The sequence below is a fragment of the Desulfovibrio sp. DV genome, assembly GCF_001936595.1.
Classification (GTDB): domain Bacteria; phylum Desulfobacterota; class Desulfovibrionia; order Desulfovibrionales; family Desulfovibrionaceae; genus Solidesulfovibrio.
In genome coordinates this window covers 1-26,365 of the sequence record NZ_MLBG01000063.1, presented here as the reverse complement: position 1 = coordinate 26,365, position 26,365 = coordinate 1, and the positions used below count along the sequence as shown (strand labels likewise).

Sequence of the window (26,365 nt, the reverse complement as noted above, 5' to 3'; positions counted from 1 at the left end):
GGTCATTGCCTGAAGTCCCTGAATTATTACTGTGGAGGGTTGCGACGCCGCTCATGCAAAGAGGGGGCAGGGGCGACGTCTGGACCGGAGGCGGACGTGGCGCTACGGGCCACGTCCGATCAGGTCACGCCATCTACGCCGTCATAGCCCTATCCTGCGCCGGGCGCAATTGTCCGGCAGCCAATTGAAAAAAAACCTCATTGCCCCAGTTCCTGGGAGCTAAACCGCAGTTGCAAGACATTGAGCCCGGCCGGCGGCGCGGGCAAAACCTCGGTCTCGGCCACGGACTTGACCGTGGAGGCGTCAAAATTGGCTTGGCCCGACGGTTGGACCAGCCGGTAGTTGAGGATGCGGCCATCCTTGTCGATATGCACCTCGACCACGGCGGCCAACTGCTGCTTGGCTCCGCTTTGGGGGAAGCGCCAGTTCTTCTTGACCTCGCGGTTCACGATCTGGGCGTAGACGCCCATGGTCACCCCGCCGCCGCCGCCACCGCCGGCCACGCCGCCGGGCGTGCCGCCGCCACCGCCGCCGGCCGCCTTGCGGGCGTCAGCCAAGGCCTTGGCCACGGGATCGCCCCCGGCCTCGCCCTTGCCCGGTCCCTGGCCCGCTCCGGAACCGCTGCCGGGTCCGGCCTTGGACTTGGCGTCTTTCAGGGCCTGGGCCAGCATCTCCTTGTCGGAAAGCTGTTTGGCCGCAGCCGCCTTGGCCGCGTCAGCCGCTTTTTTGGCGTCCTCGGCCTTCTTGGCCTCGGCAGCCTTCTTGGCGTCCTCGACTTTCTTGGCTTCTTCGGCCTTTTTGGCGTCGTCAGCCTTTTTCTTGGCCTCTTCGACCTTTTTGGCCTCTTCGGCCTTTTTGGCGTCGTCGGCCTTCTTTTTGGCTTCCTCGACCTTCCGGGCCTCGTCGAGCTTCTTGGCCTCCTCGGCCTTGCGCGTGGCTTCCTCGATCTTCTTGAAATCCGGCTTCGGTTCGACCTTCGGCTCAGGCTTGGCCTGTTCCGTGGGAATAGGCTTGGCCTTGGGCTCCGGTTCGGGCTTGGGTTCGGGCTTCTTCGGTTCGGGTTCGGAGCGCTTGGGATGGGGCGGCTCGGGCACGGCCGGCCACCGGCTCGGGCGGTATGGGCTTGGCCGGCGTGGCCGGAGCCTCGGCCGGCTCGGGCAGCGTCTCCTCGGCCTTGGCCGCCTCGCCGGGACCGCCGGCCGGTTCCGGGGGACCGGGTTCCGGGCGATCGCCCGGACCTTTCGGCCCAAGCGGCAGGCCGGCCTCGCCGGGCGGCAGGCCGGGGGGGGCCAGGGAAACGAGATCGACCTCGTAGACCGGCACATTGAGCTGGAATTTGACCGGTTCGATATTGACGAACAGCAGGCTCGCCAACACCACGGTCAGATGGAGGAAGATGGAAAATATCCAGCCGAGGACGCGCATGATGCTTCTCGATTGGTCACGGGCCGGGACGGCGTCCCGGCCGGGCCTTATTTCTTTTTGGCGGCAGCGGCAGCGGCGGCAGCGGCGTTCTTGGCCGTTTTCTCGTCTTCGGCCACAACGCCGAGCTTATCCACGCCCGCTGCCTTGATGATCCCCATGACCTTGACCACCGTGCCATAGGCCACAGACTGGTCGGCCCGCAGGAACAACTGCTTTTTCTGGTCCGTCACCAGCCGTTTGACCTGGCCTTCGAGATCGGCAAAATCCACCTGGTACTTGTCGAGATAGATCGAACTGTCGGCCTTGATTGTCAGGACCAGACTGTCGTTTTCCTTGGGCAGGACACTCACGGCCCGGGTTTGGGGCAAATCGACCTCAAGGCCCTGGGTCATCATGGGCGCGGTGACCATGAAGATGATGAGCAGCACGAGCATGACGTCGACAAAGGGCGTGACGTTGACGTCGGCCAGATACCGACCCTTGCCGCCGGTCTGCATACCCATGGCCTTAAAACCTCTCGGGCGTGGCCGGCCGGCGCGGAGCCGGCTGGGGGCTTGGGCCGGCTTCACGCGGGGTCCAGGTGACCTCGCGCTGGATGCGGTTTAAAAACGCGCCGGCAAAATTGACCAGCTCGTTTTCAATGGCCTGTATAAATCCCAGAAAATAGTTGTAGGCCAGAACCGCCGGGATGGCCACGGCCAGACCGATGGCCGTGGCCACCAGGGCTTCGGAAATACCCGGAGCAACAGCGGCCAGGGCAGCGGATTGCTGCTGGCCGATGGAGTGAAACGAGTTCATGATGCCCCAGACCGTGCCGAAAAGGCCGATGAAGGGCGTGGCGTTGGCGGTCGTGGCCAGAAACGGCAGGGATTTTGAAAGCTTGCCAAGCTCCGTGGTCACACCCTGGCGCAACACCCGGCGGATGTTGTCCATGGCGATGTGGCCTTTTTCGGCCGGATCGAGATCGGCCTGCTCCATGCGCACCAGTTCCTCAAAGGCCATGCGCCCGACAGCAAAGGCCGGGGAATGGCGGGACTGGCCCAGGGACTGCATGGCCGAACGCAGGGTGTCGGCTTCCTGGAAACGCTCGTAATCCCGGGCCGTGTCGCGCTTGGCCGCCGTGAGGGTAAAAAGCTTGATGAAAATAATGCTCCAACAGCCAAGGGACATGAAAACCAGCACGCACAAGACGAATATAACCGTCGGCGTGGCGCTGGCCATCATGGCCCACAAACCGCCATGCGGCGTAAGCGCATCCATTGCGACCCACCTGTGGGAAAAACTGTAGCTGGTTAGGAAAGCACGCGGTCGGCCAGGGCCGGCAAAGCGATTTCCGCCGGCGCGGCAATGCACACGTCGGCCAGGCCTTTATAGGCGCTTTCCGTAAGATTGATTTCCACAACACCCCCGCCCCTGGCCTTGACCTCCCTGGGGAGGCAATTGGCCGGGGCGACCTCCCCCGATGTTCCGGCCACCACGATGACGTCGGCGGCAAAGGCCAATTGACCGCTTTTGTCCAGAGCGTCAAGTGGAATGGTTTCCCCGAAAAAGACGATGTCCGGACGTACCACCCCGCCGCAGGCTTCGCAACGCCAAGGCAGCGCCCGGGGCAAAAGCCTCCTGGCCACTGCCGGATCGTGCCAAAGGCCACAACCCATGCAGGCAAAATGGTTCACGCCGCCGTGAAATTCAACCACGTTGCGCGAGCCGGCCGCCTGATGCAGCCCGTCGATATTCTGGGTGACAATGCCTGTCAATTTTCCCGCCGCCTCCAGCCGGGCCAGGGCCAGGTGGGCCGGATTGGGCCGGGCCGCATCCACCATGGCCAGCACCTCGCGCAAAAAGGCCCAGACCCGGTCCGGCTGGCGGGCCAGGGCCTCGGCCGTGGCCACGGCCATGGGATCGTGGCGCTCCCACAAGCCGCCCGGGCTGCGGAAATCCGGTATCCCGCTGGCCACCGACACCCCGGCCCCGGTCAGGGCCAGGACACTGCCGGCCCGGCCAATCATGGCTGCCGCCTTGTCCAGCGCTTTTTCCAACACCGCATCCTGCATCGGCCGTCCCTGCCCTGATAAAACGGATTGTAGTTTTCCCCAGGAGGCTTATAGTGATCCATACGTGCAGCTTTGCACGGTTGCCCAAGGAGGAACATTTCCATGAACCAGAGCATCCGCTCCATGATTCTTATGGCCGCCCTGGTCCTGCCGGCTCAGGCCTTTGCCGCCGACGGCATCACCCTGGCCCAGCAGCAGGGCCAATACCCGTACGGCACCATGCAGGGCCAGCCCCAACAGCAGGGCCAGCCCCAGCAGCAACAGGGCTCTCCCCACCCCGGTGGGCAGCCGGGCCAGCAACAGGGGATGCAGCCAATGGGTTCCCCCGGAATGCAGCAGCCCAGGCCGCCCGTGAACCAGCCGCCGGTCATGGTGGCCCCGCCCCAGCAGGTGCCGCCCGTTGTCATCAACCCCGGCCCGGGTGTTCCGCCGCCGCAACAACGCGGCTACGGACGGCAGGGCCACTCCCCAAACCGCCAGTACAACGCCGTCATGCGCTGCAACCAGCGTCAGGCGTCATGCGCCCAAAACTGTAACCGCCGCACGTACGGCCGAGCCAGAAACATGTGCAACAACCAGTGCAACGCGGCCTTTGTCAACTGCACGACCCGGGCCAACACGCGCTAAACGCGCCACGAGGAGGACGCCATGCATCGCACCATCGCCCTTATCCTTGGCCTCGCCGCCTGCATCGGCGTCTTGGCCCTGCCCCAGCCGGGAGCAGCCCAACCCTGCCCGCCCGGCATGGTCTGGACCCCGGGCGGCTGCCGGCCCGCACCACCGCCGCCGGGCTACTATCCGCCGCCGCGCCCGATGCCGCCGCCGGCCTACGCCCCGGTGCCGCCGCCGGTCTATGACAACAACATCAAGCAGGTTGAGCGGCGCTACGTCACCCTGCGCACCTGTCCGGGCGAAGGCTGCCCGCCGGTCACCACGCTCTCGCGCGGTACACCGGTGCATATCCGCTCCTGGCAGGGGCCGTACGTCTTCGTGCGCGTCCCCGGCTCCCCCATCGAAGGCTGGGTCAAGCGCAACCGGCTCACACCCTAGCGTCCTTCAAATGCAACGCACGGGCGGTTTCCGGGGCTACCCCGGGGACCGCCCGTTTTTTTGCCTCACCGCCAAGGGCCGGACGCTGGGCGGCAAACTCCGGGTCCCGGCCGTCGAGCACGGCAAAAAGCGCCCGCAGTTCCGCGTCGGCGTGGAGCATGCGGACGTTTTTCTGGAAATAGGCGATCAGGTCCGTGCCCATGGCGGCAAGGCCCGAACGCAGGTCGCGGCGATACTGGCGCACGTCTTCTGCCGACCCGCCGGCCACCCCAAAGGCCACGAGGTAGTGGTCGGGATGCACGTCGTACACGGCGACGGCGGCAAAACGCAGGGGCAACTCCACCCGCCTGGCCATGGCCTCGACGGTTTCCCGCACCGCTCCCCGGCGCACGGAAAACCGCTGCCGGGAAAAGCCCCGCCGCCGGACCCAGATCAGATGATAGACCAGCACCCGGTCGTAGAGCCGTTGGCGCAGCAGGTAACAGACAACAAGGCCCACAGCCGCAAAGGCCAGCGGCAGGCTCAACCACAACGGCACGGCAGCGATTTTCGCCCCCAGCGCCTCCAGTTTGCCGGCCACACCAGCCCCGAGCTCCAGGGCCTTGCGTCCGGCAGCATGAAACAGTTCCGTCACCACATCGGCAGTCTTGCCCAAATACGACAGCAATACCGCGCCGAGACGTGCCAGGATATCATCCACAGCCCACCCTCCCCGCTGGCTTCGCCTGTCGGCCCATGACGGCAGCCCGGCTTTTCACTGTTAGCGGGCTACACCGCCCCCGCCCGGCTGGCAAGCCCCAAACGCCCCTTGCCAAGGCAGTCCGCCGGCACTACCAGGGAAACCATGCACCGCATCACCACCAACATGTTTTTCAACCTCGGCCTGCTGACCTTCGGCGCCGCCATCTACAGTCTCGGCATCAAGGACATCGTCGTGGCCAAGGGCCTCATGTCCGGGGGCGTCTCGGGCGTGGCCCTTTTACTCTACTACCTGACCGGGGTCCTCGGCCCCGGCGTCTATTATTTCCTGCTCAACCTCCCCCTCATGGGCCTTGGCTGGTTGAGCCTGTCGCGCCGGTTCATCCTCTACACCGTCTACGGCATGGGCATCCTGAGCCTTTTCATGCAGCTCATGCCCGAACGGGCGCTCATTGCCGATCCGCTGTTAGCCGCCATCTTCGGCGGCGCCGTCATGGGCGCAGGCTCGGGCATCATGCTGCGCACCCTGGGGTCGGCCGGCGGCACCGACATCCTGGCCATCTGGCTCAACCAGAAATACAACCTGCGCATCGGCCAGTTCAATTTCTTCTTCAACCTGATCGTTTTCGCCGCCGGCCTGACCTTTTACGAGCCCACCCTGGTCCTGTACTCCATCATCCTGTCCTATACCAACTCCAAGGTCATGGATTATTTCCTGGCCCTTTTCAACCAACGCAAAATGGTGCTCATCATCTCCGACAAATCAGACGTCATCGCCAAAGACATCATCCATACCTTGAAGCGCGGCGCGACCTTCCTGCACGGAGCCGGAGCCTATACCGGAAAATCCAAACGCGTCATCCTGACCATCACCAACACCGTACAGATCAAACGCCTGGAAGAACTGGTCTTCTCCCACGATGAAAACGCCTTTTTCGTCGTCGAGAATACCTTCAACGTCCTCGGCGAAGGCTTTTCCAGACGGAAAGTCTATTAGAAAAGACGAAGGCGAAGGCGAAGGCGAAGGCGAAGAGTGCCTCCGGCGGCCAAAGGGCTGAGCCCTTTGGAATCCCACAAGGGGTTAAGGGGAATGGACGGCATTTTGGTCCGGCTTTGCAGTTGCTGTGGCGGTCCGGGGGCAAGGCCCCCGGACCGCCACAGCAACGCTGATTCCCGTCAAGCCCTTCGTCTGCCACGGTCCCAAGCCGACCGGATTGCCAACCAAGGCCAAGAATCCCCTTGAAAAACTTTTCCCATTTGGGGGGTCCGGGGGCCTCAGGCCCCCGGCCGCCGGAGGCATCTTCCTCTTCTCATCTCTCTTCTCATCCTTCTTCTCGTTCTCTACTCCCCCATCTCGGCCAGGGCGTCGCGTGTGGCCAGCATGCCGTTGATGGCTGCCGGGAAACCGGCGTAGGCCGCCATCTGGATAATGACTTCGACGATCTGCTCCCGGGTGAGCCCGACAGCCCGGCCCGCCTTGACGTGGACCTTGAGCTGCGGGGCCATGGTGCCCCGGGCCGTGGCCGCGGCGATCATGGCGATTTCCTTCTGGCCGGGTGTCAGGATGGTGCGGGAGATCACGTCGCCGTAGGAGAACTCCAGGAGAAAATCGGCCATATCCGGGGCGATGCCGGCCATGGAGGCCACCACCTTCTCGCCGGCGTCCCGGCTGGTGGCGGCCAGGGCCGCCAGACCGCGGGCGCGGCGGTCGGTGTCCCCTTCCGGGTGGGCAGCCTGTCGGGAAACCGTCAGGCCCTTGGCCGCAAATACCTCCCGGCACACGGCCAGGGCATTGAGTCCGGCCGGGAAGCCGGCAAAGACCGTGGTCACATAGATGATTTCCACGATGGCCTCGGGGGAAAGCCCGGCAGCCAGCCCGGCCTCGACGTGAAAGGCCAGTTGGGGTGCGGCATTGCCCAGAGCGGCCAGGGCCGCGATGGTGGCCGTCTGGCGCTCGGCCGGGGTCAGTCCGGGGCGGGTGAAAATATCGCCGTAGCCAAATTCTATGACAAAGCGGCCCAGGTCCGGGGCAATACCGGCCAGGGCATCCTGCACGGCCTGGGCTTTTTCCGGGGCCAGGGCGGCCAGGGCGGCATAGCCGCGTTCGTAGCGTTCGTTTGCTGCCATACTGGTTTCTCCATGGAGGTCTGTGAGGCCGAGGGCCAATCCCAGGGCCAGGATCATGCGCCAACGGCAAAGAAATGTCTTGGTCATGGACGCCTCCTGTTGTTTCTGGCTGCACCGTAGGCCCGGGATACCCATATGTTAAATACAAATTTACACGATGATTGATATGTGAAACATATCAATCCATGGAACTGCGGGATTTCGAGTGTTTTGTGGCTGTGGCCGAGGAGCTGCATTTCAGGCGGGCCGCGGCGCGCCTGGCCATGTGCCAACCGCCGCTGAGCCAGCGCATAAAGGCCCTGGAGGAAAGGCTTGGGACGAAGCTGCTGGAGCGCACCAGCCGCTATGTGGCCCTGACGCCGGCCGGCGAGGCGTTTCTGGGCCGGGCGCGGGCGGTGCTGGAGATGGCCGGGGCGGCTGGCGAGGAGGCCCGGCGGGTGGGACTGGGACTGGCCGGGAAACTGACGGTGGGATTCGTCAACCCGGCCATGGATGCCTTTTTGGCCGTGGCCCTGGGGCAGTTTCGGGCGCAGGCGGCCGAGGTGGAGCTGTCGCTTCGGGAGCTGACCACCCGGGAGCAGGCCGAAGCCCTGGCCGGGGGCCGCATTGACCTGGGCTTTTGCCGCTATGCCGGGCAGGAGATGGCCGGGGCGTCCGTCATGGAAGTGTCCCGGGAGCCGTACATCCTGGCGCTGCCGGCCGGCCACGCCCTGGCCGGACGCAGGCGGGTGCCCCTGGCCGCCCTGGACGGACAACCGCTTATCGTGCCGCCGCGCACCGGACTGCCGGCCTTGTCCCAGGCCCTTGGCGCTGCCTTTGCTGCGGCCGGAGCCAAGCCGGTTGCGGTGCAGGAGGCGGCCTCGAAATTCACCATGCTCGGGCTGGTGGCGGCCGGGGTGGGACTGGCCCTGGTGCCGGCTTCGGTCAGGGTGTGGCAGCGGGCCGGGGTGGTCTGCCGGGACCTGGAGGCCGGGCTGCCTCCGGTCATCCTGGCGGCGGCCCTGCCCCTTTGCCGGGAGCACGCCGCCGCCGCGAGGCTGGTGGAGCTGGCCCGGCAGGCGGCCGGATCAAGGCCAGGGCCGCCGGCCGAAGCGATCAGAGAGGCTGACGCTTGCGGGCCGCCTGCCACTGGATGAGCCCCAGGCAGGCGGTGAGCATCATATCCCCGCCAGGGCTGGGAAAATCCACGTCAAAGCCGGTAAAGGAGGCCCGTTTGGGGCCAATCACCGAGGTATAGGGGAAAATGCCGGCTTCGGCCGGCAGCTCGAGGGTCAGGCAGCCGTGCCCGCCGCTGTCAAAGACTTCGGCGTTGGTCAGATCGCCCCGGCGAAACCGTTCCAGGTGGCCCCAAAGGGCGTCCGGGTCGAGCATCCCGGTGTGGTGTTCGTAGATGCCGTGGATGCGGCGGCGGTGGACCAGGGCGGCCACGGTATGGCTGTTGCCGGCGTTGACGCACATGACGCCGGACACGTCGGTCAGGGCGGCGATGGCCGGATCGGCCAGCATCCCGAGGACGGCGGCGGCAGCCGAATCGGCCACCGGCCCGCCGCCGATGGAGTCCTGCAAGACGGCCAGCCGGGTCAATTCCGGCGGCGGCGTGGTGTAGACCAGGGCTTCGGGGCGTCCGCCGCTCTCGCGCAAAAACCGCTCCCAGAGCCGGAAGCGGCCTTCGCGGCTGCTTTTGCCGGGATGCAGGCCGTGGTCCTGGGCGCAGGCCATGACCAGATCCGGCTCGGGCAGCCCGGCCGCGCCGAGAAAGGCCCGCCAATAGCCGGGATCGTAGTCGGCCAAGGGCAGGGGCACGTGGTCGGCCGGACGCTCCCGGGTGATGACCACGCCTGTTGTGGCCACCAGACGCTTGGGATCGTCGGTGAGCGCCCAGACGGCGTCGGGATGGGCGGCCAGCGGCAGGCCGGCTTTGAGGTGGGCGCGGTAGGCCTTGAAAAACCCACCGCCCATATTGCGCCCGCACAGGTACACGGACCGGCCGGCGGCGGTCAGTTCGGCCAGCCGCGCCCCCACCTGCCGGGCCGGGGCGGGCAGCACGAATTTCGGACAATTTTCCGGTTCGAGCTCCGGAAAATGGTAGAGCACATCCTGGGTGCCGGAACCGATGTCCAGGCACAACACGCGACGCTGCGTCATGACGTGGCCTCCTTCCCCTTCGGGCCATCGTACCTACGCCACATACCGGCCCGGCTCAAGGGCCTTGCGGCCTCAGGCCGTCCGGCCGAGCAGGCCCTCAATGGCGGCCAGCAGCCGGTTGGCGTCGAGAGGCTTTTGCAAAACGGCATCGGCGCTGCCCGGGGCCGGCGCGTCATGGCCGGTGATGACCAAAATGGGGATATGGGCCAGCAGCGGATCGCCGCGAAGAGCCGCGATGGCCGCCCGGCCGTCCATGCCCGGCATGGCCATGTCCATGGTGATGACTTGGGGCCGCAGCTTTTCCGCCGCCGACAGGGCGGATTCGCCGTCATGGGCGGCGGCCACGCGGTAGCCCTCCCCTTCCAGGAACTGGATGAGAAACGAGGACACGGCCGGATCGTCGTCGACTACCAGCACCAGCGGCCTGTCGCGGTCCCGGGGCCGGGCCGGGGTCAGCGGCTGGCAGGCGGACTGGCCGGCGGCGGTCGGCAGCTCGAAGATAAAGGCCGCGCCCCGGGCCGGGGCCTGCTCCACCCAGATGCGCCCGCCGTAGTGGTGGACGATCTCGCGGCAAATCGCCAGCCCCAGACCCGTGCCCTTGGACGGGGCCGAACCTTCCGGGTCCAGGCGCACCTGCCGGAACTTGTCGAAAATGAGTTCGCGGTCGGCCGGGGCGATGCCCGGCCCGGTATCCACCACCGTCACCCGGGCCGTTTCCGGCGTGGGCTGGGTCACGGTCACGGTCACCGCGCCGACGGCCGTAAACTTGGCCGCGTTGCCAAGGAGATTGAGCAGCACCTGTTCCAGCCGGTCCGGGTCGGCCAGGACAACGGGCGAGATGGCCGGCAGGCGCGTCTCCAGATCGACGTCGTGACGGGAGGTGAAGATGCCGGCCACGGCGGCCACGGCGTTTTTGACCACGTCGGTGAGGCACACTTCCCGGTCGCGCCACTGCATCCGGCCCGATTCGATGCGCGAGAGGTCGAGAAAATCATTTAGGAGCCGGGCCAGCCGCTCGCCCTCATGGGACAGCACCCGCAGGTTGTCCTCGATGCGGGCAGCCCGTTTGGCCAGGACCGGATCGTCCCCGGCCAGGGGCGAAAAATGGCGGATGAAATCCCGGGAAATGAGCTTGGAAAAGCCGAGGAGCGAAGTCAGGGGCGTGCGCAGTTCGTGGGAGACCGAGGACAGAAAGGCGCTTTTGATCTCGTCAATGCCGCGCAGCCGCTCGTTGGCTTCTTCCAGTTCCCGGGCCTTGTGGGCCAGATCGCGGGTGCGCTCGACCACGAGGTTTTCGAGATTCCGGGTGAGGCCTTCCAGGGCTTCCTCGGCCCGGCGGCGGTCGGTGTCGTCGCGCACCATGAGCACGAAGCCGGCGGGACAGCCCTCCTTGTCGTAGATGCCCGACACCCGGGCGGTGAACCGGCGGGAGAAGTCGGTCCGGGTCAGGACAAAGGAAAAATCATGGCTGCAGTTGGGGGAAACCGCCTCCAGCCCCCGGCCCAGACAGCCCAGGTCCACGCCCATCTGGACATGGAGTTCGCGCAGGTCGCGGCCGGCCAGATCCTCGCCGCGCACCGCGAAAATGGCCTCGGCCGAGGGATTGACGTAGGTGATGCGCCAGGACTCGTCGGCCGCGGCAATGCCCATTTCGGCGCTGCGCAGCAGGTTGTCGAGAAACATGGTTTTTTCGACCAGCGATTTCCCGACCACCTGCAAGGCCGCGTCTTTTTCCTCAAGGGCGGACTTGAGCGTGCGCACATACTTGCTTTCAAGCCCCCGCACGATGTCGGACTGGGTGATAAGGCCCATGACCCGGCGGTCGTCGTCCACCACCACCAGCCGCCGCATCCGGCGTTTGCGCATGATGAGCGCCGCCTCGAACACCGGCCGGTCGGCCTCCACGCACACCACCGGACAACTCATGATGTCGTAGAGCTTAAGCCGCCCCAGGTGCGGGCTGTCGGTCAAAAGGCGAACCACGTCGCGTTCGGTGATGATGCCGGCCGGACGGCCGTCGCGGGCCACGATCAGGCAGGAAATGGAGCGGTCGGCCATGCGCCCGACAGCCTCGCGCACGGTGATGTTGCCGCCGGCGGTCACCACTTCGTGGGTCATGATTTCGCTGACGCGCTTTATTTCGGACAGGGAATCGTAGCCGAGCCGCTCGACCAGATCGGACTGGGTGAGCACGCCTCTGGCCTTGCCGGCCGCGTCCACCATGACCAGATGGCGCAGGCGCTTGCTGGAAAGCAGATGGTAGGCCTCGACCAGCACTGTGTCCTCGGCCACGGTGACCACCGGCGCGCTCATCAGTTCGCGCACCGGCCTGTCGGCAAAATCACCGCTGCGGTGGGCCGCCGCCCACAAGACATTGCGCTCGGTGATGATGCCGACAGGCATCCCGTCGTCGGTGACCACCAGGCAGGAAATGCCGCGTCGGCGCATGATCTCCAGGCCCTCGCGGGCCGGCGCATCCGGGGAAATGGAAATGACGTCCGGGGTGACGATTTCGGCCAGGAGCCTGTCGCCCATGAAACCTCCTCGGGCAGGATCCCTTCAGGGAGCGGGTGGGCAGGCCGATGCCCGAATTTGACGGCTTTGGCAAGCGGCCGGACGCCACCAACTGCACGGCACCACGAACCGACGGCTGGTCCGGCCTACAGCCCGAGCTGTTCCCGCAGGACCGTGAAATCGAGATTGGCGTTAATGAGCTGCGCCCCCTGGCGGATCTTGATCTCGTCGCGCAGCTTGTGGCGCATAAGCAGCGTCTCCATCTTCTTGGCCACGGTGTAGGTGTCTTCCCGGACCACGATGATGGGAATCTCCAGCACCTCGGAACGGGTGAGGATGATGTCGTTGGGGTACAGATTGCCGGTCAGCACCAGACACGGGCTGTCGCCCTCAAGGGCCACGAGATGGACGTCGGAGCGGTCGCCGCCGACGATGATGGCGGAATTTTTCTGGCGGCGGAAATGGGTCATGAAGTTTTCCACCTGCATGGTGCCGATGAGAAAACTCTCCACGATGCGGTCGGACTTGTGGTGGGCGCTTATGACCTTGCCGCCGAGCCGGTCGGCCAGATCGGACACCTTGATGGCGCCCATGAGCGGGTCTTTGGGAATGACGCCAAGGACGCGGATGCCCCGGTCGCGCAGAAAGGGCACGATGAGCTTGGTGGTCTCGTCCATGAAATTGGGGGCCACGTCGTTTAAGATGACGCCGGCCAGATGGTCGCCAAGCTGCTCCTTGAGCACGAGCAGATAGTCGTAGTTGAGTTCCTTGGAATAGCGGTCGATGACCAGGGCCTTGAGGTCAAGCTCATGCACCACGCGCACGCCGTCGGCCTGGCAGTAGCGGCCGGTGTGCATCCCGCCGGACCCGCCGACGATGGTCACGTCCTTGCCGGCGCTGACCGTGGCGTAGGCGTCACGGATGGACTCCATGACGTCGCCGACCTGGTTGCGAAAGGCCCGGACCTGGAAATCGTGGGTGGCAATGACCGGGGTCAGTGTCTGCGGCTCTTCGTGCGTGCGTAAAATCCGCTGGACATGGTAGGCGTCCTCGTCCCACAGACGGCCGTCGATTTCCTTGGGCACGGCCCCCACGGGTTTGAGGTAGCCAACCTTGTAGCCCTCTTTTTGCAGGCGCAGGCCAAGGCCCATGACCACCATGTTCTTGCCCGAATATCCGGCCGTCGCTCCCACGTACAATCCAGCCATGCCCGCCTCCTGCTGCGCTTCCACCGGGAAAGCGCTCATGCGCCGACCGTGACCGGGCACGGCGGCGACTGGCCTCAAAATGCCTTCCCCGGCCATGATAATCAAGACAATTGGCCGGGGTTGGCGCAAAAACCGATTCCCTCCCCGCCCCGGGTTGGAATCGGACCCAAGAAAGGCTATGCTGACGCCTCGCCAGCCCCCACCCGAAATCCCCGCCTCTGTGCTCTCGCAGCGCAAAAGCCCATGGAGCCGCCATGCCCGCATCGTCAGTTCCTGCATCGGACCCGGACCAAATTCCGGCCGCACCCGAGACGCCCCGGGCCATTGCCCTTGGCCACGAGTTTGCCGATCCCCGGCTGCTGACCGTGGCCCTGACCCACAGCTCCTTTGCCAATGAGCGCGGCGAGAGCGCGGGCCATAACGAACGCTTGGAATTTTTAGGCGACGCGGTGCTGGAGCTTTGCGTGTCAGAGGAACTTTTTGCCCGGTTCCCCGAGGCCCCGGAAGGCGAGCTGACCTTGCTGCGTTCCCAGCTCGTCAATGAGTCGAGTCTGGCCGCCATGGCCCGGCGGCTGTGCCTGGAAAGCCATGTGCTGCTGGGGCGGGGGGAAGAGAATCAGGGCGGCCGGGCACGGGCGTCGCTTTTAAGCGACGTGTTCGAGGCCGTGGTTGGGGCGATTTTCCAGGATGGCGGCTACGAGGCGGCCCAGGCCTTTGTGGCCCGGGTGTTTGCCGGCTTGTGGCCGGCCCGGCCGGCCGCGCCCAAAGCCAAGGATTTCAAGAGCCGTCTGCAGGAATACACCCAAAAGACCCACAAGACCCGGCCGGTCTATGCCCTGCTCGGCAGCGCCGGCCCCGAACACGACAAGCGTTTCGAAGTGCGCCTGACCCTGCCGTGCGGCCGGGAAGTCCTGGCTACGGAAAAAAGCGTGAAAAAAGCCGAACAGATGGCGGCTCGCATGGCCCTTGAGGCCCTGGGGCAAAATCCCTTGGAGAATGATCCCGCCGACTGAGGCCGTTGCCGTCACGGCGGTGGCGTCAAAATCCCGTCAGGCCGGCGGCGCTTGCGGCTTCGGACCAGGGAGGGATCGCAATCCCGCGATCCACGCCTCCCTGGTCCTTTTCCATGGTACTCGCCTTATCCGTCAGGGTTAGCCGCTGATCAGCTGCATGGCCATCTTGGGCAGCGAGTTGGCCTGGGACAGCATGGCCACGGCCGACTGGGTCAGAATCTGGTTGCGCACGAACTGGGTCATTTCCGTGGCCACGTCCACGTCGGAGATCTGCGATTCGGCCGACTGCAGGTTCTCGGCCTGGATCTGCAGGTTGGAAATGGTGTTTTCCAGGCGGTTTTGCAGGGCACCGAGGTTGGCCCGGATCTTATCCTTGGACACGATGGCCGAAGTGATGGCGTCCAGAGCCTTCTGGGCCAGGTCCTGAGTGGAAATGCTGCGTCCGTCGCGGCCGTTGGCAGCGCCGAGGCCCAGGCCGAAAGCCGAAGCCGTGGAGCAGCCGATCTGCACGTAGTAGTAATCTTCGGAGCTGGCGTTGCCGGTGCCGAAGTGGACCTTGAGCTTGCCCTGGGGCGTCAGTCCGGCCCCGTCGTGCACCGCGCTCGAAAGGTTGCCGTTGAGCAGATAGATGCCGTTAAAATCGGTGGCGCTGGCGATTCGGGTGATTTCCGAGGCCATGGCCTGGTATTCCGAGTCGATGATCAGACGCTGATCCGAGGTGTAGGTACCGGTGGCAGCCTGTTCGGCCAGTTCCTTCATGCGGATGAGCTTTTCATCGATGACCTGCAACGCGCCGTCAGCCGTCTGAATGAGCGAGATGGCGTCGTTGGCGTTGCGCACGCCCTGGTTGAGCGTGGAAATATCCGACCGCATAAGCTCGCGAATGGCCAGTCCGGCGGCGTCATCGGCAGCGGTGGTGATGCGAAGGCCCGAAGACAGGCGGCGGGTCGAAGTAGCCAGGGCGCCATACGAATTGGACAGGTTCCGTGAGGCGTTGGCAGCCATCATGTTGTGATTTATAACCAGGGACATAGAAACCTCCTTGTTGCAACCAGACGATCCGTGTTGGTTTTGCCTTGTTAAAGCACGAGGCGTTCCAAAGTCGTTTTATTCTTTGATTCCGAATAATTACCAACAACGACTTGCCCCCTGGGAAAAAAAGTTCCCCCTCGTTCGCCAATAAAACCGCGCGACACCCCTGCCGAAGCCCTGTTTGCCCGGTCCGGCGTCGCCCGGCAGGCAACCTTTGCCGGGCCCCAAAGCAAACCGCCCCCTGGCCATGACGGCCAGGGGGCGGTTTTGCTTGGCGCGGTCGCGGGCCGGCTTATCGCTTGAGCTGGATGACTTCCGAGAGCATGGAGTCAACGGTGGTGATGGTCTTGCTGTTGGCCTCAAACCCGCGCTGGGTGAGGATCATGCTGACCATTTCCGTGGCCATGTCCACGTTGGAGGTTTCCAGGGTGTTGCCGGAGATGGACCCCACCGAACCGGTATTGGCCCGGTTGGTGGTGCCCTGGCCGGAAGCCAGGGTGGCGGCATAGAGGTTGCTGCCCTGGCGGCTTAGGCCCTGGAGGTTGGTGAAGTTGGCCAGGGCCAGGGCCCACAGCTTCTGGGTCTGGCCGTTGGAGAAGGTGCCGGTCAGGATGCCGTCGGCATCCACCGAGACGCTGGTCAACAGGCCCGAAGTGTAGCCGTTTTGCGAGCTGAACACGGTGGAGGACGATGTTGCGTAGCTGGTGGTCACGGTGCTGTTGACCGTGGTCGTGGCCGGATTGAAGGAGACAAGATTGGCAGGATCGGCAGGGGCGACATTGGCGTCAGCCAGGGTCGAGCCGCCGGCTCCGGCCACGAAGCCGTTCTTGTTGCTCAGGCCAATGTTCAGGGCAATATTGAGCGCACTTGAGGACGTGGTGTAACTCGCGTTGGAGACGGACTTGAAGTTGGCGGTGAACTCCGGGTAGCCGTTGGAAACCTCGGCCGCAGTCCAGTCGGCGGCATTGAACGCTCCGGGAGATGCGCCGCTCGCCAGGGTATAGGAGCTCATGTTTTCGAGACTGCCCGAGGAGTCGAAAGTCATGGTGCCGGTCATGAGCAGGCCCGCGGTTTCCGTGCCGGCGAAAGGCGTGCCGGTGAGATCGACCCGGCCGTCTTCGCTGGGATCGCAGGTGACGGTGTATTCCCAGTAATCCTTGCCGCTCGTGCTGGCGATCTTGTCGTAATACACGGTCAGGGTATGGGGCGATCCGTTCTCGTCGTAGACCTTCATGGTGGCCTGGTAGCCGTAGGCCGTGGCCGGCATGGCCGGGCTGGCCGTGCCGTCCCACTGTTCGGTCATGGCCGAGTAGTAATCGGTGCCGGCTGTGCGGATATTCTGGCTCGTCGTATCGGAATCGAGCTGGGTGACCATGGTCATGCTGGAGGTGGCCTTGGCCGGGCTGGTGAACTGGGTCAGGCGAATGTCCTGGATCTCGCCGGTCACCGGCACCTGGCTCAAAACCGTTCCGGCCGCGGCCGCCGCATCGATGCGGTCCTGGTCCACCTTCCACCCCTGGACGGCCAGGCCCTGGGGACTGGTCAGATAGCCGTCGGAGTCGAAGCTGAAGTCGCCGGCCCGGGTGTAGTAGTTGGTGGTGTTGCCGGTGTTGAGCATCTTGCCGTTGGACCCGACCTGGCTCTTCTGCTTGACCATGAAAAAGCCGTTGCCGCTAATGGCCATGTCCAGGTTCTCACTGGTGGTCTCAAGGCCGCCCTGGGAATAATCCGACACCACCGTGCCCACGCGCACGCCGCGGCCGACCTGCTTGACGCCGGCGGCGGTGCCGATATCGGCGCTCATGAGATCCATGAAATCGGTTCGAGCACCCTTGAAGCCTACGGTGTTGACGTTGGCCAGGTTATTGCCAATGGTGCTCATCTTCGTCGAGTTCGCCAGCAGGCCCGATACACCGGACCACATGGATGTTCCTAATCCGACTCCCATAACAGCCTCCTTTCCTTATCCTTCCCCGTCGGGCTAGGAAGTGGTCTCGTCTGAGCTCGACGAATCTACAACATTGGTGATGTCGGTGAAGGCCACGTAGCGGCCGTTGCCGATATCGAGATAGTATGTGCCGCTGACCTGCTGGATGCCGCTGACGACGCCGGTCATGGTGGATGTGACCTTCATGACGTCGCCATCGGCGTTGGTGGCGGTAACGGCCACCTGATACTGCCCGTCATCCAGCTTGTTGCCGTCGTAATCCTTGCCGTCCCAGGTAAATTCCACATCGCCGGCCTTCGTGGCTCCGAGGTCCACCGTGCGCACGATGTTGCCGCTGCTGTCCAGGACGTTGACCATGCAGGTGGAGGCATCCTCGGGCAGCGAGAAGGTCACCGAAGTGGCTTCCCCTTCCGTGAGGCTGACCGCCGTACCCGTGGCTTCGATGGTCTTGCCGATAAAATTGACTGCGCCGAGGAGCTGCTGTTCCTGGCCGATGGTGGTCAGGCCTTCAATGCCGGAGTTGATCTCGGTGAGCTGTTCGAGACTGGAGAACTGGGCCAGTTCGGCCACGAATTCCTTGTCATCCATGGGATCGAGGGGATCCTGGTACTGCAACTGGGTCACAAGCAACTGCAGGAAGGCGTCCATCCCCAGCGAAGACGTGGAGGAGTCCTTCGTCGTCGAACTGGCGGTGCTGGCCGAGGTGGAGGCAAGAAGACTGTTGACGTAACTCATGGCCTACTCCGTTATCAGGCAAAAAGGTCGAGGCCGGCGGCGCGGGCAGTCATGGCCCCGGGTATGGCGGCGCTGTCGAAGTCAGTTGCGGCGGCTTCCCGGGCCAGGCGCACCGAGGAGCGGATACGCTCCTGGGCCTCGCGCTGTTCGCGGGCTTCATTGTGGCGCTCGGGGCTGTCCCAGCCGGCCTGCTTGTCCTGGGCCAGTCCGGTCTGCACATCGAGCTTGGTGACCTTGAAGCCCTGATCTTCCAGGGTCTGCTTGATCTTGGCTGCCTGTTCCTGCAGCACGGCCGCCGTGTCGGCGTTGTCAGCGGTAATGACGGCGCGGACTTCCTTGTCCTTGACGGAAAGGGTCACCGAAACCGGGCCGAGTTCGTCCGGGCTCAGGTTGACGGTGAGCTGTTTGGCTTCCTGGGCGACACCCTTTAAAATACCGGTCTCGACCTGCCGGGCCACCCGGGCGGCCAGGGCCGGATCGAGGATCTTGCCCGACTGGTTGGCCGAAGACGTCTTCAGGGCATCCATGGCGGCCATGGCCGGCGTGGTCTCGGCGGTCTGGGCGATCTGGCTGGTGGCGTCGGCCTTGCCGCCGAAGCGGATCTTGCTCATGAGTTCAGCCATGGACCCGTCCTGGCTGCCCTGGCCAAAGGCGTTCTCGCCGGATGCACCCTGCTGGCCGCCGGAGAAATTCGTGGTTGTCTGGCCGGTTGCGGCCTGGGTCACGGTGGCTGCCTTGGGCGTGGGCACGGTGGCGGTGTCGGGCTGGGCCGTCTGTTGGGCGGCCTCGCCGGTTTGACCGGTGAGCACCGCCTGCTCGGCGGCCACCGCTCCGGCCTTGCCGGCCAGTTCGGCGGTCACGGCCGAGTGGGAAGCGTTGGCCTGCGTCGTCTGTGCACTCGCTTCGCCAGCCACCGTCGCCGTGCCGGCACCGGTCGGGTCCGTGCCCTGGTTCAGGCCCTGCCCGGCCAGGGGGACATCGGCCAGGGCATCGAGTCCGGAACCGCTCTCGCCCTGCTCATTGCTCATGGCCACGATCTGGCCGGCCTTGCGGGCCACATCGTCCTGGTGCAGATCGGAATTGCGGTTTGTGGCCTCGCGCTGCCAGGCATTGGCCAGGACCGAGGATGCGGCGTCGCGGAAATCGGCCAGCGCCTGATTTTCCTTGCCGATCTGGGCCGCCAGTTCGTTTTTGACCAGCCCCATGGCGCCAACGAGCCCCTGGCCGGACAGTCCGGCCTCGGCCCCGGCCTGGGTGAACAGGGCGGCCAGCCGGGACTGGGCGTCTTCGGACAGATTCATGGACCGGCCCAGGGCAGTCATTTCCGAGGCATTGAGGCTAAACGACTCGTTGCTTGAAAGCGTGTCGAGCTTGCCGTTGATGGAAGACCACACCGACTGGGTTTCGCCCCGGGACAGGGCGTCGATCATCTGCTGCGACTCGTCCTGGGTGAAACCGAGCTTGCCAAAAAGGCCGAGCAACTGGACCTGGTCGTCGTTGGCGATGGCCTTTTTCCCCGACTTTTCGGTGGTGGCGACCTTCTTTTCGACTTCGGTCATGAGCTCGCCCCAGGTCAGGCCCGTGCCGTCGCCGGCCCGATCTTCCATGGCGTCGAGTTCGGCGTCGGTGAATCCCTGGTCCTTGAGTTCGGGGCGCAGGGCGGCAATATCTTCCCGGGTCATGGGGAGCTTCTTGAGGTCTTCATCGCTGGGAGCGGCGGCGGCCTGGGCCACCTCTGTGGATTCCCGGTCCTCGGACAGGGTCGTTGCGGCGGAGCTTATGGAGGAACCGGCCCGGGCGCTATCGAGCATACTGGCGAAAAGGGCCGTCTGGCGGCTGCCGAGTCCGGCGCTGCCCGTCAGGGCGGCATCGGTTGTGGCGCTTGCGCTGCGGCTTTGGATCAGGGGAAGAATTTGCATACCGGGCCTCCTGCCGGAACCAGACTACAAGACCCGTTCCAAATAAAAAAAACGCGCTATGGCAGGTGGTTGCCAAAGCGCGTCAAAGCCATGGGGAGTTTTTTTCCGGTTGGTCAGCCGGCAAAGAGGGAGGCGGTGCGCTCAAGCAGGGTCAGACAGGCCAGACGGGAGGCCCGGTCGCTGTCGCTGTTTTGCAGCAGCCGTTCGAGATAGCCGGCCAGGGGCCGGACTCCCGGAGCAAAAGCAGCGGCAAAGGAGGCATCGGGAATGCTCCCTCGGCGCACCTCGCGGCCAAGGGACGTGCCCAGACGGGCCAGCCCCCGGGCCAGGGCGGCATGGAGGGCGCCCTGGCCGGCGGCCAGGGCCGTGGCTGCCCCGCGCGGCACCTCCGCATCCCACAGGCCGAAAAAATGGCCGAAGGCCGCCCGCCAGAATTCACCGACCAGCTCCCGCGCGTCGGCCCCGGGGCCGGCAGACGGCGAAAGCGGCTCCAGCCGGCGCAGACCATGGGCGTCCGTGGCCGTGCGCAACAGCTCAAAGCCCGGAATATGCGCCCCGGCCAGCCGGGCATCCTCGCCCCGGGCCAGCCGGGCCGCCACATAGGCCACCCGGGCCGGATCAAGCCTGTCCCGGCAGACCACCGCCTCCCGGAAGCAGCCCCAACAGCCCCGGCAGGACAACTGCGGGCGCAGGATGAAATGGCCGGGCTGGTAGGGACCGGTCTCGTGGGCGCTGACCGGCCCGACAGACAGATTGAGCACCCGCCAGCCGGTCCAGGCGGCCAGATGCATGGGACCGGTATCCGGGGTGACGAGCAGATCCATTTGCTGGCCCAGCATGGCCAGTTCCTTAAGGCCCAGCCGGCCGCAAAGGTTGGAGACCGGGACTTTGGCCAACCGGGCCGCTTCGGCCCCCAAGCCAACCTCTCCGGGGCCGCCAAGCAACACCGGCACCAGTCCCCGGCGCACCAGCTCCCTGGCCAGGACAGCAAAAAAGGCCGGGCCAGGGCGCTTCTCCGGCTGGCTGGCCCCCAAGAACAGACCCACCTTGCGCCGCCCCGGTCCGCCCTGGCGCGGGGCCGGCCAAGTCGTCCCGGCCATCAGTGCGGCCGGGACCAGATCCAGGGCGTTTAATTCCGCCCAGTGGTAGCGGCTGTGGCGATTGAGGTGGACGACCGAGGCCCGGTAGAGCTGCCAGTCGCCGCGCACCCGAACGACGCCGGCGGCATCGGCCACCGGCCCAAGCCGGGTCTCGGCCGGGATCTCGCCGGCCAGCCGGGCCGCTTCGGGGCGGATGCCCAGGTTGACGACCACACTGTGTTCCCGGCCGCCAAGGCGCTCCCGGGCGCGCTCCAGGGGCACATACTCGGCCGTGGGGCTGATCGCCGACAAGGCGCCGGCAAAGGAGGCCTCGGCCACCACCGTCACCGGCCGGCCGGGATGGCTGCGGGCCAGCCAGAGCAGCAGCGGATAGGTAAGGATCAGATCCCCCATACGCTGGGTCTGGATGACGGCAATGGGCCGGGTGTCGGCGCTAGCGGCCACGTCCGCCCTCCCCGTCAGCCCGGCCCGGCTCGCCCGGCCCCTCAGACGGCGCGGCCGGCCGGCCGGACAGGGAGGCCTCCTTGGCGGCACAATCGGCAGCCAGGGCGGCAAAGGCCGTGTCGGCAGCAGCGGCAATGGCCGCATCGTCATACTTGCCGTGCAGTTTGAGCTGATTGGCAAACCCCTGGCCCCAGCCTGCCCCGCCGACATGGCCCGAAGCACCGGTGGCCTTGGCGTGCAGGACCGTCAGATGGCCCCAATAGTACGGCGTTTTGCCGGACAGGAGCAGGCGCACGTCGTGGTCAAGGTCGTCGTACTGGGTGGGGGAAAAGCGGAGGTCAAAGCCGCCAAGGCCGGCCAGGACCGATCCGGCAAAAAGATGGCAGCAGCCGGTCACCGAGGCGCACGACCGGGCCAGGCCAAACTGGCCCCAGTCAGGCGAAGAAAGCCACGGCCGGGCCAGTTCAAACCCCCGGCCAAGCATCCCCGGCTCCCGGGGCGTGGGGAGCATATGGGCGTCGCCGGACTGGACATAGGCCGGGGCGGCAAGGCCGCGCACCCGGCAGCCCCAGACCCCGGCCCCGGGACAGGCGGCCACGGCCGCGCCAAACCGGCCCAGCCAGTCCGGCGGCACAAGGGCGTCGTCGTCAAGGTAGGCCACAAACCGGCTGGCCCGCACCTCGGGCAAGGCGGCCAGCCAGTTGCGGGCGGCTGGCGCGCCGATGTTGACCGGCAGGCGCACGGTCAGAAGGCGCTCGCCGAACCGGGCGGCCGCGCCGGCCAGGACGGCGGCCACGGCCGGACCCGGACTGCCGTTGTCCAGCACCACCAGCCGCGCCCCCTGGGCATAGGTCCAGTCGGTCGCAGCCAGAGCGTCCAGGGTCCGGGCCAAAAGGACGGGGCTGTTGTAACAATAGACCAGGACGGCCACGGAGCCGGGCAGCGGAACGGTCTGCCGGTCCAGGCCGGCGGCCACGTCGGCAAACCGGGCCGCCAGCAGGCGGTCAAAGGGACGAAGGCGCAGGGCTGCGGCAAATTGTCCCAGCGCCGCCTCGCGCCCGCCCTGGGCAAGTTGGGCCTCGGCCAGCCGGAAGGCGGCCGCGCCATTTGGCCGGTCGGTCGCCGCCAACCGCAGATGGGCCTCGGCCTCCCCGGCCCGGCCGGCCAGCAAGGCCAGTTCGCCGGCCACCAGGCGACCGGGACCGACCAGAACACCCCCCAGGCCGGCAAAGGCGGCCTCAATCTCCCGGGTGTCGGACCCGGCCGGCAGCATGGGGGCAAAGGTGGCCAGCCGGGCCAGGACGCCGGCATCGTCCGGGGTTTTATGATGCCGGGCCAGCAGGTAGGCCACCATCCGGACAATGTCGCGCCGGGCGGCCAGCCGGTCGAAATACGGTTCCGGTTCGGCCGGGGAGGCGGCAGCCGCCACCGCCGCCGCTGCCTGCCCGGCCGGGGAGGCCGTTCCCAGGCGGGCGGCAACCAGCCGGGCGGCAGCCGCGTCAAAGGGCGCATCCTGCCACACGGCCAGGGCCAGGGCGTCGGCCAAAGCCCCCTGCCCGGCGGCCAGGGCGGCGTCCCGGACCGGAACCAGCCCGGCCCCGGTGCCGCCGATGGCCAACAGGCGGGCCAGCTCCCGGGGCAGAGTCGCGGCAAGCCCGGTCATGATCCGGCCCCGGGATCGAAGGTGGCCCGCATGACGGCAAAAAGCTCGGTCATGCGGCGGGGATAGGTGTGCTCGGCCAAAAGCCGGCGCTGCCCGGCCGCGGCAATGCGCTCGCGGGCGGCCGGGTCGGCCAGATAGCGGGCCACCAGTTCGCCGACTTCTTCGGGGTGGCTGTAGACCACCACCTCGCGCCCAGGCTCAAAAAGCCGCTCCATTTGCCGTCTGGCGTCGGTCAGAAGAAAGGCCCGGCAGGCCGGCACGTCAAACACCCGCTGGTTGACGGCCCCCTTCATCTGCAGGCTGGTGGCGTTGAAATTGATGTCCGAGAGCGGATAAAAATCCGGCAGTTCATCATAATAGGCCAGCTCGGATTGGTAGCGCCAGTCCCGGCCCTCGCCGGCAAAGGTCTCCCGCCAACCCGGATCGCCGACCAGGATCGGCTGCCAGGGCAGGATGCGGCCGACGCAGTCGGCCCGGTAGCGCCGGGTGGATTCCCAGATGACGGCGGTGGCATAGGCCAACTGGCGCTCGATGCCACCCAGAGCCGTATAGGCCGGGAGCAGATCCGGCCGGGCCGTAGCGAGATGCTCGCGCACGGTGCGGGCGTCTGACACGCCAAAGGATACGGCCAGTTCGCCAAAGGCCCCGGCCAGAAGCGGCGGCGGCGCGGCAGCAGCCAGACGCAGGCGGGTCTTTCGCGTCATTGAGTTGCCGACAAAAGACACCCGTGTGCGCCAGGGATGGCTTGCCGGCAGGGCCGGACGCGAACAAAACCGCGTCTCGTCGGCAGCCAGGGGCAGATAGTGGACATGGGGAAACCCGGCAGCGGCCAGGGGCGCAATGCTGTCGGCGTCCCAGGTGAAAAGGACGGTGTCGCGGGTGGCAGCCGGGGCATAAAGCGGCAGCACCAGCTCCGGGCTGTCCACGAACCACGAGGCGAGCGGCAGGCGCAGGGACTCAAGCAGTGCAAGCAGCACGCCCTGGCGATCCACGCCCAGATGGTTGACGGTCAGGACGAAATCGGGCCGGAAATCGGCCACGGCCCGGCGCAGCATGGCGATGAAGTCGTCACGGTCAAGCTCCGGGCCGGTTTCGAGGTAGTGGCAGGGCGCGCCCAGACGGGTACAGGCGGCCATGACCTCGCCCAGCAAAAAGAGCTTGTTGGTCAGGCACAGCACGCGCGGCAAGGCGTTTTGCCAGCGCGGCGGGCGCGAAATGGGTTGCGGGGCCGGTGCCAGGGCTGCAGCCAGCCCGGCAAAATAGGCCGGATGCAGGCGGCGCTGGACCGGATGCGGCGAGAGCGTCCAGGAAGACAGGCCGCAGGCGGCGGCAAATTCACGGATACAATCCGCAGCCCGAACCGGGTCGGCCTCGTCGAGCCATAGCGCCCCGGAATCGCCGGCCAGGCGGTCGGCCGCACCGGTCAGGGCCGCAATGGCCGGGTCGCGGTCCACCACAACCACCGGCACACCGGCCTCCCGGCACAGGCTGGCGGCCAGTCCCAGGCCGGCACCCAGAAAGACCGGCAGGCCGCCGCCGGCCATGGCCGCTTCGGCCCGTCCCCGTTCGGCAGCCGGGCCATGCCGGCCGCCCAGGGTCCAGGTCTTGCCGCCAACCCGAAGCAGCACATCGGCAACAACCCCGTCCGCCACCACCGGCGTTGCCGCATAGGCCGGCGAAGCTTCGGAGGGATCGGACCTAACCACACACTCCGGTAAGCGCCGTCTCGTCCGGCAGCACCGTGAAAAAGCCGATCAACTGCACCAGACCCAGGGTCTTTTCCACGGCCGGGCTCAACTGGTAGAGATAAAAAGATTTGCCGGCGCTTTTCATGCGCGTGTTGACGGAGACCAGAAAGCCGATGCCCGAAGAATCCATGAACGGCACGGCAGAAAGGTCGATGATCACCGTGCTCACATCGCCCTCGCCCAGTTCCGCGTCCAGGCGACGCTTGAGGTCGGTCGTCATCTCCAGCGTAATTTCACCGGTGTACTTGAGCAGCAATGCGCCGCCCTCGCGCCGAATCGTCAGGTTTTCCACAGCGCCGCCCCTATGTCTTTATGGATAAAGACCACGTTTTCCCTGTCCCGGCGTTTGACCTGACAGTCGTTGGCCAACATGCGCATGATATACAGTCCCCGGCCGCCCTCGGCGTCGGGGCCGGGATTTTCAAACCGCACCCCGGAACCGAATCCCCGGCCCCAGTCCACGATTTCCAGTTCGATCCAGATTCCGGGATTGACCACCAGACGGACTTCCAGCGGTCCCGGCTCGCCCCCGTAGGCATGGCGGCAGACGTTGGCGCAGGCTTCGGTCAAAATGATGTCCAGATCGTGCAGGATGTCGCTGTCGGCGATATACACGGCCAGATGGTCCACCACTTCCTTGGCCAGCCGCCGGCTGTCCCCGGGATGGGATATTGTCTGAAAGGTCTTGCGGGTCACCGCGCGTTCCATGCCATACTCCGGGGCCGGCCCGACTGGGGGTCGCGCCTTGCCACGGTTAGGGTTTGCGCCGAAAGGCCGGGCTGCGTCAAGAGGCTCGGGCAAAATCGGCGCTGTTACGGGTTGTGGGTGCCGAAGCCTCGCGAACACACAAAAAGATAGGCCGCATTGCCGCCCGTGTGCGCCTAATACTCCATATAGGTGGCCTTGCTGGCCTCTTTCTCCGACACCGACACACTCACCAGCGCGACCGGCTCCTCGGCTATGGCCGCCTCAAGCCGACGGTAGATATAGCGGGCCAGATTCTCCGACGACGGATTTTCCAGCGCAAACGCCGGCAAATCATTCAAATGCCGGTGGTCGAGCTCGCCCAGAATCTGGCGCAACCGGCCCCGCAGCACCTTGAAATCCACCAGATATTCCACCTTGGGATCAAGCCGCTCGCCCTCAACCACAGCCTCGACGCCGAAGTTGTGGCCGTGCAGATTCTCACACGGCCCCTCATAGCCCCGCAAACAATGCGACGCGCAAAATCCCTCAGTCACCGTCAGCCGCCACCGGCCCTTACGACTTTCCATGCAATATGCCTCCGGCGGCCAGGAGGGACGCTGTCCCTCCTGGACCTCCCTGCCAGGAGAGGCTCTGCCTCTCCTGGACCTCTCCGCCGGGGGGGATCATCCCCCCCGGACCCCCTGTACGGGGTGGTTTACGATTGTGCCTGGCCCCCACTGTTTCCAGAACCGCCCGGCTCCACCGGCAGAATAACACCTGTCCCGCCATTCAAAAATTCGCCCCCTTGGGGCGATGGCCTTGTGGGGCGCGTTGCGGGCGGCCGGGCTTGGACG

Annotated in this window: 25 protein-coding genes; 5 read left to right on the top strand and 20 right to left on the bottom strand. The window is 65.8% G+C overall.

Annotation, left to right across the window (positions count from 1 at the left end; genetic code table 11):
- Positions 1-197 precede the first annotated feature (197 nt).
- From tolA to DVDV_RS13880, 5 genes are read right to left on the bottom strand one after another with little or no spacing between them, the layout of a single operon-like run.
- On the bottom strand, positions 198-1,094 hold the full coding sequence (gene tolA / locus DVDV_RS13895; protein WP_254845379.1) for a cell envelope integrity protein TolA: 897 nt from the start codon (positions 1,092-1,094) through the stop codon (positions 198-200).
- Positions 982-1,425, bottom strand: a complete 444-nt coding sequence (locus DVDV_RS23455) for a hypothetical protein (protein ID WP_254845378.1) — start codon at positions 1,423-1,425, stop codon at positions 982-984. Before DVDV_RS23455 ends, tolA begins: the two co-directional genes overlap by 113 nt.
- Positions 1,426-1,472: 47 nt before the next feature.
- Positions 1,473-1,928, bottom strand: a complete 456-nt coding sequence (locus DVDV_RS13890) for an ExbD/TolR family protein (RefSeq protein WP_043635768.1) — start codon at positions 1,926-1,928, stop codon at positions 1,473-1,475.
- A gap of 4 nt (positions 1,929-1,932) precedes the next feature.
- Entirely contained in the window at positions 1,933-2,685 is a 753-nt protein-coding gene (locus DVDV_RS13885; RefSeq protein ID WP_075355245.1) for a MotA/TolQ/ExbB proton channel family protein, read from the bottom strand.
- A 32-nt stretch (positions 2,686-2,717) separates the two neighbouring features.
- Entirely contained in the window at positions 2,718-3,479 is a 762-nt protein-coding gene (locus tag DVDV_RS13880) for an NAD-dependent deacylase (RefSeq protein ID WP_075355244.1), read from the bottom strand.
- A 102-nt stretch (positions 3,480-3,581) separates the two neighbouring features.
- On the opposite strand from DVDV_RS13880, the gene DVDV_RS13875 reads away from it, so the two are divergent.
- Together DVDV_RS13875 and DVDV_RS13870 are read left to right on the top strand one after the other, a co-directional pair.
- Positions 3,582-4,106, top strand: coding sequence for a hypothetical protein (locus DVDV_RS13875; protein WP_075355243.1), 525 nt, complete (start codon positions 3,582-3,584; stop codon positions 4,104-4,106).
- Positions 4,107-4,127: 21 nt separating this feature from the next.
- Positions 4,128-4,529 (top strand): hypothetical protein, encoded by a 402-nt coding sequence (locus tag DVDV_RS13870; protein WP_075355242.1) that lies wholly within the window; start codon positions 4,128-4,130, stop codon positions 4,527-4,529.
- On the opposite strand, the gene DVDV_RS13865 is transcribed toward DVDV_RS13870, so the two are convergent.
- Positions 4,519-5,229 (bottom strand): hypothetical protein, encoded by a 711-nt coding sequence (locus tag DVDV_RS13865; RefSeq protein ID WP_075355241.1) that lies wholly within the window; start codon positions 5,227-5,229, stop codon positions 4,519-4,521. The genes DVDV_RS13870 and DVDV_RS13865 overlap by 11 nt on opposite strands.
- 144 nt (positions 5,230-5,373) lie before the next feature.
- On the opposite strand from DVDV_RS13865, the gene DVDV_RS13860 reads away from it, so the two are divergent.
- Positions 5,374-6,225 carry a YitT family protein gene (locus DVDV_RS13860; RefSeq protein ID WP_075355240.1) on the top strand — a complete coding sequence of 284 codons (852 nt, stop codon included), beginning with the start codon at positions 5,374-5,376 and terminating at the stop codon, positions 6,223-6,225.
- Between the two features lie 344 nt (positions 6,226-6,569).
- Here DVDV_RS13860 and DVDV_RS13855 read toward each other — a convergent pair whose 3' ends face one another.
- The gene (locus tag DVDV_RS13855; protein WP_083634780.1) at positions 6,570-7,442 is read right to left on the bottom strand and encodes a carboxymuconolactone decarboxylase family protein; all 873 of its coding nucleotides are present in this window, start codon (positions 7,440-7,442) and stop codon (positions 6,570-6,572) included.
- Between the two features lie 98 nt (positions 7,443-7,540).
- On the opposite strand from DVDV_RS13855, the gene DVDV_RS13850 reads away from it, so the two are divergent.
- Positions 7,541-8,491, top strand: coding sequence for a LysR substrate-binding domain-containing protein (locus DVDV_RS13850; RefSeq protein ID WP_075355239.1), 951 nt, complete (start codon positions 7,541-7,543; stop codon positions 8,489-8,491).
- On the opposite strand, the gene DVDV_RS13845 is transcribed toward DVDV_RS13850, so the two are convergent.
- The 3 genes from DVDV_RS13845 to DVDV_RS13835 all read right to left on the bottom strand — a co-directional run bounded on the left by DVDV_RS13845 (position 8,451) and on the right by DVDV_RS13835 (position 13,222).
- Positions 8,451-9,500, bottom strand: coding sequence for a DUF1786 domain-containing protein (locus DVDV_RS13845; RefSeq protein ID WP_075355238.1), 1,050 nt, complete (start codon positions 9,498-9,500; stop codon positions 8,451-8,453). The genes DVDV_RS13850 and DVDV_RS13845 overlap by 41 nt on opposite strands.
- Positions 9,501-9,572: 72 nt before the next feature.
- Positions 9,573-12,035: a CBS domain-containing protein gene (locus DVDV_RS13840; RefSeq protein WP_075355237.1), complete on the bottom strand. Its 2,463-nt coding sequence runs from the start codon at positions 12,033-12,035 to the stop codon at positions 9,573-9,575.
- 125 nt (positions 12,036-12,160) lie between these two features.
- Positions 12,161-13,222, bottom strand: a complete 1,062-nt coding sequence (locus DVDV_RS13835) for a phosphotransacetylase family protein (RefSeq protein WP_075355236.1) — start codon at positions 13,220-13,222, stop codon at positions 12,161-12,163.
- Between the two features lie 254 nt (positions 13,223-13,476).
- On the opposite strand from DVDV_RS13835, the gene rnc reads away from it, so the two are divergent.
- Complete coding sequence (rnc, locus tag DVDV_RS13830) at positions 13,477-14,235, top strand: ribonuclease III (RefSeq protein ID WP_075355235.1); 759 nt, start codon at positions 13,477-13,479, stop codon at positions 14,233-14,235.
- 138 nt (positions 14,236-14,373) lie between these two features.
- Here the strand turns inward: rnc and DVDV_RS13825 are convergent, their stop codons facing one another.
- From DVDV_RS13825 to DVDV_RS13780, 10 genes are all read right to left on the bottom strand, one after another.
- Entirely contained in the window at positions 14,374-15,267 is an 894-nt protein-coding gene (locus tag DVDV_RS13825; protein ID WP_075355234.1) for a flagellin, read from the bottom strand.
- Positions 15,268-15,559: 292 nt separating this feature from the next.
- Complete coding sequence (locus DVDV_RS13820; RefSeq protein ID WP_075355233.1) at positions 15,560-17,215, bottom strand: flagellar hook protein FlgE; 1,656 nt, start codon at positions 17,213-17,215, stop codon at positions 15,560-15,562.
- Between the two features lie 33 nt (positions 17,216-17,248).
- Positions 17,249-17,950, bottom strand: a complete 702-nt coding sequence (locus tag DVDV_RS13815) for a flagellar hook assembly protein FlgD (RefSeq protein ID WP_075355232.1) — start codon at positions 17,948-17,950, stop codon at positions 17,249-17,251.
- Between the two features lie 14 nt (positions 17,951-17,964).
- Positions 17,965-19,869, bottom strand: a complete 1,905-nt coding sequence (locus DVDV_RS13810) for a flagellar hook-length control protein FliK (RefSeq protein ID WP_075355231.1) — start codon at positions 19,867-19,869, stop codon at positions 17,965-17,967.
- A gap of 113 nt (positions 19,870-19,982) precedes the next feature.
- Positions 19,983-21,413: a glycosyltransferase family 9 protein gene (locus tag DVDV_RS13805; protein ID WP_368482920.1), complete on the bottom strand. Its 1,431-nt coding sequence runs from the start codon at positions 21,411-21,413 to the stop codon at positions 19,983-19,985.
- Positions 21,403-23,076, bottom strand: coding sequence for a glycosyltransferase family 2 protein (locus DVDV_RS13800; protein ID WP_075355230.1), 1,674 nt, complete (start codon positions 23,074-23,076; stop codon positions 21,403-21,405). The genes DVDV_RS13805 and DVDV_RS13800 overlap by 11 nt, the downstream gene beginning before the upstream one ends.
- Positions 23,073-24,782 carry a glycosyltransferase gene (locus DVDV_RS13795; protein ID WP_075355229.1) on the bottom strand — a complete coding sequence of 570 codons (1,710 nt, stop codon included), beginning with the start codon at positions 24,780-24,782 and terminating at the stop codon, positions 23,073-23,075. Before DVDV_RS13795 ends, DVDV_RS13800 begins: the two co-directional genes overlap by 4 nt.
- On the bottom strand, positions 24,775-25,116 hold the full coding sequence (locus DVDV_RS13790; protein ID WP_075355228.1) for an STAS domain-containing protein: 342 nt from the start codon (positions 25,114-25,116) through the stop codon (positions 24,775-24,777). Before DVDV_RS13790 ends, DVDV_RS13795 begins: the two co-directional genes overlap by 8 nt.
- Positions 25,104-25,532, bottom strand: a complete 429-nt coding sequence (locus DVDV_RS13785; RefSeq protein ID WP_075355227.1) for an ATP-binding protein — start codon at positions 25,530-25,532, stop codon at positions 25,104-25,106. The genes DVDV_RS13790 and DVDV_RS13785 overlap by 13 nt, the downstream gene beginning before the upstream one ends.
- A 173-nt stretch (positions 25,533-25,705) precedes the next feature.
- Positions 25,706-26,098, bottom strand: coding sequence for a 6-carboxytetrahydropterin synthase (locus DVDV_RS13780; RefSeq protein ID WP_075355226.1), 393 nt, complete (start codon positions 26,096-26,098; stop codon positions 25,706-25,708).
- Positions 26,099-26,365 lie beyond the last annotated feature (267 nt).